General features: G+C 69.1%; 8 protein-coding genes and 1 pseudogene. 4 read left to right on the top strand and 5 right to left on the bottom strand.

Going from position 1 to position 9,091, the window contains the following annotated elements; translation table 11 throughout:
- Positions 1-296 (top strand): annotated as a pseudogene (locus BN11_RS14215) (hypothetical protein); the annotation flags it as partial.
- Positions 297-400: 104 nt separating this feature from the next.
- Positions 401-970: a PspC domain-containing protein gene (locus tag BN11_RS14210; RefSeq protein WP_048698673.1), complete on the top strand. Its 570-nt coding sequence runs from the start codon at positions 401-403 to the stop codon at positions 968-970.
- 143 nt (positions 971-1,113) lie between these two features.
- Here BN11_RS14210 and icmF read toward each other — a convergent pair whose 3' ends face one another.
- Positions 1,114-4,347, bottom strand: coding sequence for a fused isobutyryl-CoA mutase/GTPase IcmF (gene icmF / locus BN11_RS14205; RefSeq protein WP_048698672.1), 3,234 nt, complete (start codon positions 4,345-4,347; stop codon positions 1,114-1,116).
- A gap of 90 nt (positions 4,348-4,437) precedes the next feature.
- Between icmF and BN11_RS14200 the strand changes: the two genes are divergently transcribed.
- Positions 4,438-4,923: a MarR family winged helix-turn-helix transcriptional regulator gene (locus BN11_RS14200; RefSeq protein WP_048698669.1), complete on the top strand. Its 486-nt coding sequence runs from the start codon at positions 4,438-4,440 to the stop codon at positions 4,921-4,923.
- Positions 4,924-4,980: 57 nt separating this feature from the next.
- Here BN11_RS14200 and BN11_RS14195 read toward each other — a convergent pair whose 3' ends face one another.
- The 4 genes from BN11_RS14195 to BN11_RS14180 all read right to left on the bottom strand — a co-directional run bounded on the left by BN11_RS14195 (position 4,981) and on the right by BN11_RS14180 (position 8,155).
- The gene (locus tag BN11_RS14195; RefSeq protein ID WP_157044174.1) at positions 4,981-5,442 is read right to left on the bottom strand and encodes a hypothetical protein; all 462 of its coding nucleotides are present in this window, start codon (positions 5,440-5,442) and stop codon (positions 4,981-4,983) included.
- An 82-nt stretch (positions 5,443-5,524) separates the two neighbouring features.
- Positions 5,525-5,998: a hypothetical protein gene (locus BN11_RS14190; protein WP_157044173.1), complete on the bottom strand. Its 474-nt coding sequence runs from the start codon at positions 5,996-5,998 to the stop codon at positions 5,525-5,527.
- Positions 5,979-6,575 carry an RNA polymerase sigma factor gene (locus tag BN11_RS14185; RefSeq protein ID WP_048698661.1) on the bottom strand — a complete coding sequence of 199 codons (597 nt, stop codon included), beginning with the start codon at positions 6,573-6,575 and terminating at the stop codon, positions 5,979-5,981. The genes BN11_RS14190 and BN11_RS14185 overlap by 20 nt, the downstream gene beginning before the upstream one ends.
- Positions 6,576-6,832: 257 nt before the next feature.
- A complete protein-coding gene (locus tag BN11_RS14180) occupies positions 6,833-8,155 on the bottom strand; it encodes a S8 family peptidase (RefSeq protein WP_048698660.1) in 1,323 nt (440 codons plus the stop codon).
- A gap of 42 nt (positions 8,156-8,197) precedes the next feature.
- On the opposite strand from BN11_RS14180, the gene BN11_RS23890 reads away from it, so the two are divergent.
- Positions 8,198-9,091 (top strand): tetratricopeptide repeat protein (locus BN11_RS23890; RefSeq protein ID WP_235435485.1); only part of this gene is annotated, 894 nt, incomplete at its 3' end.

Raw genomic sequence — 9,091 nt, 5'->3', positions numbered from 1 at the left:
ACGCCAGCCGCCGTCTCGCGGCGGGGTGGCGGGACCTGACCGACCACGCCCGGGACCTGGGCGTCACCGTCGACGCACGGCATACCCGCGTGGAACAGTCCGGCGTCATCGGGCACCGGGAGCTGGCCACGCGGGCGGACCGCGCGGTGTTCGGCGCGGGCGAGCCGGCGGCGACGGAGATCGACAGCTATTGGGACGCGATCGCAAAGGCCCGGAAGGCGTTGTCGCGCAAGGCACCCCGCCGAGCCCGACTGTTGCGGCCCTGGCAGCTCCGCTCCCTCCTCGCGCGGGACTAGACCTGGGCGTGGGCGGGGGACCCTGACCGGATCAGGGGGGCTCGGGGGTCGGGTCAGGGGCGAACCGCGTGGTGGGCGGCATACCGCGGCGAGAGAGTTGAGTCATGACAACGACAACCAGCTCGCGGACCGGCCTCGACCGCTTCTTCGAGGCGACCAACAACTCCTCGCTCCGCCGCAGCCCCGACAAGATGGTGGCCGGCGTGTGCAGCGCGATCGCCCATCGGCTGGGCGTCGCTCCCAAGATCGTGCGGATCGCCGCCGTCGTCCTGGCCTTCTTCGGGCCGATGCTCGCGATCTACCTGCTCGCCTGGATCCTGCTTCCCGACGCTTCCGGACGCGGCGTCCTCGACCGCGCCGTCCGCGGCGGCGAGGGCAAGGCCATCGCCCTGTCCGCCGTCACCGCGCTCGTGGTGCTCGGCGACCTGGGCATCCGGGTCCGCTTCCTCGTCCCGATGCTCATCGTCGGCGGCATCGTGGCTGCGGTGATGTTGAAGGCCCGTGGCGGTTCGGGCCGTGGCAGCGCAGGGGGCTACCACGGGTCGAGCGCCTACGGCCCGAACTACCCGGGGCAGGCTCCTTACGGCCAGCCCTACGCCGGTCAGCCGACCCAGGCGCCCTACGGCCAGCCCGGCTCCGGCCAGCAGGCCCCGCAGGACGCCCCGCGCTGGTAGCCACCCCGCGGCATACCAGCACACCCGAAGCGGCCCGACTCTGGGGGGAGTCGGGCCGCTTTTCGCGCCCCTACCCCCGTCGAGAGTGCACGACGCGCCGTAAAACGCGACTCATTACGGCGTGTCGTGCGCTTTCGACTTGGCTAGACGTTGCGGCGGTACTGGCCGCCGACCTCGAAGAAGGCGTCGGAGATCTGGCCGAGGGAGGCTACCTTGACGGTCTCCATCAGTTCGGCGAAGAGGTTGCCGCCGGAGGTGGCGACCTCCTTCAGGCGCTCGAGGGCCGGCTCGACCTCGCCCGCGTGCCGCTGATGGAAGTCCTGCAGGCGATCCAGCTGTGACTGCTTCTCGGCTTCGGTGCCGCGGGCCAGCTCGACGCTTTGGGTGTCGTGGCTGTGGTCGTCGGAGAGGAAGGTGTTGACGCCGACGATGGGCAGCGAGCCGTCGTGCTTCTTGTGCTCGTAGAGCATCGACTCGTCCTGGATCTTGCCGCGCTGATAGCCGGTCTCCATCGCCCCGAGCACGCCGCCACGGTCGGCGATCCGCTCGAACTCGGTCAGGACGGCCTCCTCGACGAGGTCGGTGAGTTCGTCGATGATGAACGAGCCCTGGAGCGGGTTCTCGTTGATCGACAGGCCCCACTCCTGGTCGATGATCAGCTGTATGGCGAGTGCTCTCCGAACGCTGTGCGCCGTCGGTGTCGTGATGGCTTCGTCAAAAGCGTTGGTATGCAGCGAGTTCGCGTTGTCGTAGAGCGCGCACAGGGCCTGGAGCGTCGTGCGGATGTCGTTGAAGTCCATCTCCTGCGCGTGCAGCGACCGGCCGGATGTCTGGACGTGGTACTTCAGCTTCTGCGCCCGCTCGCCCGCGCCGTACTTCACCTTCATCGCCACGGCCCAGATGCGCCGGGCGACCCGGCCGATGACGGAGTATTCGGCGTCCATGCCGTTGGAGAAGAAGAAGGACAGGTTCGGCGCGAAATCGTCGATGCTCATGCCGCGGGCGAGGTAGGCCTCGACGTAGGTGAAGCCGTTGGCGAGGGTGAAGGCGAGCTGGCTGATCGGGTTGGCCCCGGCCTCGGCGATGTGATAGCCGCTGATCGAGACCGAATAGAAGTTGCGGACCTGGTGGGCGATGAAGAACTCCTGGATGTCCGCCATCGCCCGCAGCGCGAACTCGGTGGAGAAGATGCAGGTGTTCTGGCCCTGGTCCTCCTTGAGGATGTCGGCTTGCACGGTGCCCCGGACGGTGGACAGGGCCCGGGCCCGAATCTCCTCTGCCTCAGCGGCATCCGGCTCTCGGCCCTCCTCCTCGCGGAAGGCGTCGAGCTGCTGGTCGATGGCGGTGTTGAGGAACATCGCGAGGATCGACGGCGCCGGGCCGTTGATCGTCATCGACACGCTCGTCGTCGGCGAGCAGAGGTCGAAGCCGCCATAAAGGACCTTCATGTCATCGAGCGTCGCAACGGAGACACCGGAGGTGCCGACCTTGCCGTAGACGTCCGGGCGCGGGTCGGGGTCGCGACCGTAGAGGGTGACCGAGTCGAACGCGGTCGAGAGGCGCGTGGCGGGTTGGCCGGCGGAGAGCAGCTTGAAGCGCCGGTTGGTGCGCGCCGGATCGCCTTCTCCCGCAAACATTCTCGCTGGATTTTCCTCCTTCCGCTTGAACGGGAACACGCCGGCGGTGAAGGGGAAGTAACCCGGCAGGTTCTCGCTGCGCAGGAAACGGAGCAACTCGCCGTGGTCCGTGAACCGCGGCAGCGCGACCCGCTTCACGTGGGTGCCGCTGAGGGTGGTACGGGTCAGCGGGGTGCGAATCTCCTTGTCCCGCACCACATACACCTGCTCGTCGCCGTCGTATGACGCGGCGGTCGCCGGCCACTGCGCGAGCGCGGCACGCGACTCACCGGTGAGATCCTTCTCGACCTCGGCGAGCAGGTCGACGACGTCGTCGGTGTCTTTGGCGCTGTGCTCCAACAGATCCCGCGTCGCGGCGACTTGCTGGACGGTTCGCGCGGCAGCCGACTGGGCGGCGGTCGTCGCGTGGTAGTCGCGGACGGTGCCGGCGATCTCGGCCAGATAACGTTCGCGCCCCTTGGGCAGCACGGAGGCCAGACCGGTGGAGGTCTTGGTGGTGGGCGTGGGCAGGATGCCGTCGAACTGTTTCAGGCCCTTGTCGGTCAACAGCCCCTTGAGCGCCTGATAGAGCGCGGTGACGCCGTCGTCGTCGAAGCGGGCGGCGGAGGTGCCGAAGACGGGCATGTCCTCCCACGGCACGCCGAAGGCCTCGCGGTTGCGGACCATCTGTTTGGCGACATCGCGGCGGGCGTCCTCGGCGCCGCGCCGCTCGAACTTGTTGATCGCCACGATGTCGGCGTAGTCGAGCATGTCGATCTTCTCGAGCTGGCTGGCCGCGCCGAACTCCGGCGTCATGACATAGAGCGAGACGTCGACGTGTTCGGTGATCGCCGCATCGCCCTGGCCGATGCCGGGTGTCTCGACGATGACGAGGTCGTATGCCGCCGCCTTGGCCGCCGCGATCATCGCGTCGATGCCGCTGGGCAGGACGGCGCCGGCCTCGCGAGTGGCGAGGCTGCGGAAGAAGACGACGCCTGGCTCGATGGAGTTCATGCGTATGCGGTCGCCCAGCAGCGCACCGCCGCCGCGCCTTCGCGTGGGGTCGACGGCGAGCACCGCGACCCGCAGCTTGTCGCTGGCGTCGCGCCGGAGGCGACGAACCAATTCGTCGGTGAGAGAAGACTTACCCGAGCCGCCGGTACCCGTGATGCCGAGCACGGGGACAGGACGCGAGGCAGCAGCATCGCGCACGGACGTGGCGAACGCCTCGTCCCGGCCGGACTCGAGCACGGTCAAGGCCCGCGCCAGAGCGCGCTCCTCACCGGCGAGCACGCCCTCGAGCTCGGCGCCGGTGGCCAGGTCGGTGTCGGCCTCGGCGATGAGCGTGTTGATCATCCCCGGCAACCCGAGGCGCTGCCCGTCCTGGGGGGAGAAGATGTGCGCACCGACCGAGGCAAGCTGCGCGATCTCCTCCGGCACGATGACGCCGCCGCCACCGCCATACACCTTGACGTGCCCGGCGCCACGCGCCTTGAGCTCCTCGACGAGATAGGTGAAGTACTCGACGTGCCCCCCCTGATAGGAGCTGATGGCGACGCCCTGGACGTCCTCCTGGATGGCGGCGGTGACGATCTCGGCGACCGACCGGTCGTGCCCGAGGTGGACGACCTCCGCGCCCTGGCTCTGCAGCAGCCGCCGCATGATGTTGATCGCCGCGTCGTGCCCGTCGAACAGGCTTGCAGCCGTGACGAACCGGACCGGGTTGCTGGGGACGTGCAGGGCAGGCTTCGGCGCGCTCATGGGGCTCCCTCGACATGGTGTGAGAACCACGATACATGGACATCCATGTAATTACGAGGTCGTCCATGCAAATGCCGCTACGGTTTGCTCATGCCGGACCCGATCGCGCAGGCGCGTCAGCTGTGGAGTGACCACGGCTGGTCCGACGCCGCGTTGGGCATGACGGCCGTCACCTCCCTCATGCGCGCCCAGGCCATCGCCCTGAAGCGGGTCGAGACCACCCTCAAACCCTTCGACATCACCTTCGCCCGGTATGAGGTGCTGATGCTCCTGACGTTCTCGCAGCGCGGGTCGCTCCCGATGTCCCTGATCGGCGAGCGCTTGCAGGTGCACCAGAGCAGCGTCACCAATGCCGTCCAACGGCTCGAGCAGGCCGGACTGGTCAACCGCTCGGTGCGCCCGGACGACCGCCGGGCGTATGTCGTCACCCTCACTTCCCGCGGCCGCACGCTGGCCGAGCGCGCCACCGCGGCCCTGAACGCGAGCGTCTTCGCCGACCCCGGCCTCCCCCCGGCCCGCGCCGAAGCCCTCGTCGACATCCTCGCCGACCTCCGGCATACCGCCGGCGACTTCTAGCCCCCCGGCCGGTTCGCCCCGAGCGGGGGCCGGGTTTGACGTAAGCGGGGCCAGCGGTCAGATCGTGAACCAGCCGGTCGTCACAGGGCCGGCAGCGAAGCCGGCGAGCACGCGGACCGGGCCGAGCCCGACCTCGACGGAGCGCTCGCCGAAGTGGTCGGTAGCCACGGCAAGCTCCTCGCCGTCGCCGCGCTGCACCATCACGTCAACGCCGGCCGGGTCGGCCCCGGCCTCGCGCAGGACAACGTTCAGCCGGCGCCGGCGATAGCCGACCGGCTCGACCTCGACGCGGATCTCACGCCCCGCGACCGCGAAGCTGTATGCCGTCCCGTCACCGCGCGTGAGCACCGGTTCCTGCACGAGGGCCGCCAGTTCGGCGTCGATGTTCCCCCAGCCCTGGGCCGCCTTGGCGGCGAGCGCCACATCATCGGGCATCTCGGCCTCGGCAGCGGTGAGCTCCCGCAGTTGCGCCAGCAGCGCGCGATCGGCGGGCAGGAGGGTGTTGTCGCCGGTGACCATGGGCATGTTCTTCCGGGAGCGTGGACCAGTACCTGCATCGAGCCTACGCCCCACGCCCGCCGGATGACGGATGGGAGACCCGTCAGATCGTGAACCACGGCGTGGTGATCCCGCCGGATGCGCCGACGGCCATCAGCCGCATCGTGCCGGCCGGCAGGTCGCCGACGTGGTCGCCGAACCGGTCGAGGGGGATGGCCTGCGTGGCCCCGTCGGGGAACTGGACCGCCATCTCCTCGGGAGCCGGGGCGCCCGCCTCGCAGAGGGTATGGACAGTGACCCGGCGCCGCCGGTATCCCGCCGGTGCGACCTCGATCCGGATCCGGATATCGTTGGCGTGGAAGACAAATGCCGCATCGTCGCTGCGGACGAGCACGGGGTCGGCGGCGAGTTCGGCCAGTTGGCCGTCGACATCCACCCAGTCGTGGAGGGCCGTGGCCGCGAGCGCCACGTCGGGCGGCATTTGCTGCTCGGCCCGGCAGAGGGCGGCGAGATGAGCGATCAGGGCCTGCTCGGCCGGGGTGAGATCCGAGGCAAAGTCAATAGGGTTGTTTCTCATGAGTCGGGGCCTCCTCGAGGTGACGACGCAGGAGGCTCAGGCATCGGATCCGGGTGGGCCCGATCGATCCGATCGGCATCTCCAGGTCGGCGGCGATCTGCTGATAACTCTCCGATTCGATGACCAGGCGGCGCAGCAGTTCACGACATCGCTCGGTCAGGAGGGCGAAAGCCGCCGCGACCTCGGTGATGGATTCGGCCCGGGCGATGATCTCGTCCGGTCCGGCGGAGGGGTCCACCAAGGTCATGGTGCTGACGTCCATGGGCTCGTAACGTGACCGTGCCTTGATCAAAGCCAGGCACTCCCGCTTCGTCGTCGTGACGAGCCAGGCACCAACGCGTGACGGATCGTTGATGCGGTGCAGGTTCTCGGCGAGCCGCAGCCATACGGTCTGGGAGACGTCGGCCGCGTCGGCGTGCGTCAACCGGCAGCGGAGGGCGACGGCATACACCAGTCGGGCGTAGCGATCGACCAGATGCCCCCAGGCAATCTGATCCCCCTCGCGTGCGCCGATGACCAGATCACTGACGTCGTCCTCGACGGGCCGGCCCGAGGCCGCTCGATTGCCGGTGGTCATGGTGATCTGCCCTTCGGGGTCGGACCTGTGCGCGTGTGCCGTGAAGCCATGGGTTCTCCTGCGTTCGGTCACGATCAGCCGTTGTGGCTGCTTGTCAAGACAGAGGCGCAGGGGTGCCCGGTGATACGCGTGCAGATTGTTGAAAAGTAGGCGACCCCGGCATTGTCGACCCGGCAAGGTGTCCACCGCTAGAGGTTTCCCATCGCTTGCGTGCGGAGAGCAGGTGAACGCGCGCGGCGGCAGCCGCCGAGAAGTCCTCAGCGGAACTGGTCCGGCAGGTCGAGCAGGGTGCCGAAGTCCGGGCTGGGAGCGCGTCGTATGCCGCGTGCTCGCAGTTCCGTCAGGGCCGTCGCGGGGGTGCGTCCCGCACCGAGCAGGACGGCGAGTTCTCCGCTCACCTTGGGTGCGGCGAAGGAGGTGCCGGCCCAGTAGCCGAAGGGGTTGGGATCACCGCCCGGGTCTGCCGGGTCGACGACGAATGTGCTGAGGACCGGCACGGCGAGCGCGGAGAAGTCGACCCACGGACCCCGGTTGGACCAGCCCACCGGGTCGTGGTCGAGATCGAGTCCGCCGACGCCGACGGTGGCCTTGTGTGACGCGGGCAGCATCGGGGTGGAGCTACCGGAGTTGCCCGCTGCCGCGACGACGAGAACATCGTCCGGGACGGTGTGCAGGGCGGCGGAGATCCCCGGGGAGCCGATGAGGGTGGTGTCCTCGAAACCGAGCGAGATGTTGATGACCTGACATCCGTCCGCGACGGCCTGGAGGATCTGGTCCTTCAGACGCCACGCGCTGCCGAAGCCCCACGAGTCGGTGGCGCGATATTGCACGATCATCGCGTCCGGCGCGTGGGCCGCGATGATGCCGGTGACGAAGGTGCCGTGCCCGGCGCCGGGGTCGAGCAGGGCCGGGTCGGCCTGGTTCAGCTTCGGGGAGCCGTCAGCCGGCGGCTTGACATTGTCGAACCACCCGTCGGTCCGCGGCGGCGCATCGTCGGCGGCGAAGCCCCCGTCGATGACACCGACCGTGACCCCTGCGCCACGGCCGGTGCCATGCGGACGGCTGGACTGATGCTTCACGCGGATGACGTCGACGCCGGCTCCCTGCGGCGTGATCGGCTTGGCGATGACGACGGCCTCGTAGGTGACATCGTCGAAGCCGACCCCGACCGGCTCCTCCCCGGAGGGAGTAGTGCGCAGGTCGTGCACCAGACGGCCGAGCGTGTCCAGGTCGAGGTCGGTGCGCGCGAGAGTCACCCCGATCCGTTCGTCGCGCTCGATCACCTCAAGGCCCGCATTGTGCTGCCGCAGCGCCGCGTCCAGGCGCTCCTCGTGCTCGGTGACGACATGCAGCCGGCCGGCCACGACGAGGCGATCGACGGTGGCCACCACCTCGATGGTCGCCCCCGGCGCGGCAGGGTCGGACTCGTCTCGGGAGAAAGCGCGGTAGCGCTCGAGCAGTTCCGATGTCGCCTTCGGGTTGCGGAGCGCGGCGCCGCGCAACTCGTCGAAGCTGGAACCGATGTCGCGGGGGTCCTCAGTCGCGAAACCATCGGGAACGAACGTGCCGGAATCTGCCATCGTGTTCTCCAGTGCTAGGGACGAAGCGGCCGAAGGGGTTGCATGACCGTAGGAGATGAGTCGCCAGGCGGGCTGTTGATACATGCACACCGTCTCAGGGAACGTTTCGGAGAGCAACCGGAACTCGATCCGGCCGAATTGCAGGCCACGCTCGGTCTGGCGAGCGCGGCGGCCCGGTGGGATGTCGCGGCGATCGTCGCCAACACCTTGGCCATCGCCCACCGCGTGATGGCCCGGACCGCCGAGGCGGTCGAATCCGCGCTGACCTACGCCCGGCACGCGGCGTCACCGCCGGAGGAGGCGCGGGCGCTGATGACCCGGGCGATGATCCGCCTCGGGCAGGGGGATATGACCGGGGCGAGTGCCGACCTGACCACGGCCCGGTCACTGGTGGACATCGATCCGGAGCAACTCGTCGCCGGTGGGGTCACGGCGTTCCACAGCGGAGACCTCGCACTGGCCGAGTCCATGACCCGAGAAGCGTTGTCGCACAACACCATCTCCGACAATGCCCGGCTGCTCGCCTTGAACAATCTCGGCAGCATGCTCATGACGCGTCAGCCCGTCGAAGCGGTCGGGTTCCTCCGGGAGGGCCTGGCGCTCGTAAGTCCCGCCAACACCGTCTTGCGTGCCGTGCTGGAGTGCAACCTCGGTGTGGCGCTGGCCGAGAGCGGTGCCGTGCCGGAGGCGCTGGCCGCTTTCGACCGGCTGGAGGAGCTGGGCCGCGCCCATGATCTCGGGGAGTATCAAGCCGAGTTCGACATGGAGGTGTCGGGCCTCCTCGGCCGGCTGCGGCTGCTCCCGGAGGCGCGGGCGTCCGCGGCCCGGGGGCTGAGCCGGCTGGCCGGTCCCGGGGCGGCGTTGACGCGGGCCGACTCGCTGGTGACAGCCGCGCGACTGGCGATCGCCGACGGGGACCTCGACGCCCGGCGGCGG

Source organism: Nostocoides australiense Ben110, from assembly GCF_001050535.1.
In the GTDB taxonomy this organism is placed as follows: domain Bacteria; phylum Actinomycetota; class Actinomycetes; order Actinomycetales; family Dermatophilaceae; genus Nostocoides_A; species Nostocoides_A australiense.
Note: the sequence above shows the minus strand (reverse complement) of the source record. Positions and strands in the feature narration are given on the sequence as shown.

Bases quoted from the DNA above. Each gene is read 5' to 3' on its own strand.
- BN11_RS14210 (WP_048698673.1), top strand. From the start codon at position 401: ATGACAACGACAACCAGCTCGCGGACCGGCCTCGACCGCTTCTTCGAG.
- icmF (WP_048698672.1), bottom strand. From the start codon at position 4,347: ATGAGCGCGCCGAAGCCTGCCCTGCACGTCCCCAGCAACCCGGTCCGG.
- BN11_RS14200 (WP_048698669.1), top strand. From the start codon at position 4,438: ATGCCGGACCCGATCGCGCAGGCGCGTCAGCTGTGGAGTGACCACGGC.
- BN11_RS14195 (WP_157044174.1), bottom strand. From the start codon at position 5,442: ATGGTCACCGGCGACAACACCCTCCTGCCCGCCGATCGCGCGCTGCTG.
- BN11_RS14190 (WP_157044173.1), bottom strand. From the start codon at position 5,998: ATGAGAAACAACCCTATTGACTTTGCCTCGGATCTCACCCCGGCCGAG.
- BN11_RS14185 (WP_048698661.1), bottom strand. From the start codon at position 6,575: ATGACCACCGGCAATCGAGCGGCCTCGGGCCGGCCCGTCGAGGACGAC.
- BN11_RS14180 (WP_048698660.1), bottom strand. From the start codon at position 8,155: ATGGCAGATTCCGGCACGTTCGTTCCCGATGGTTTCGCGACTGAGGAC.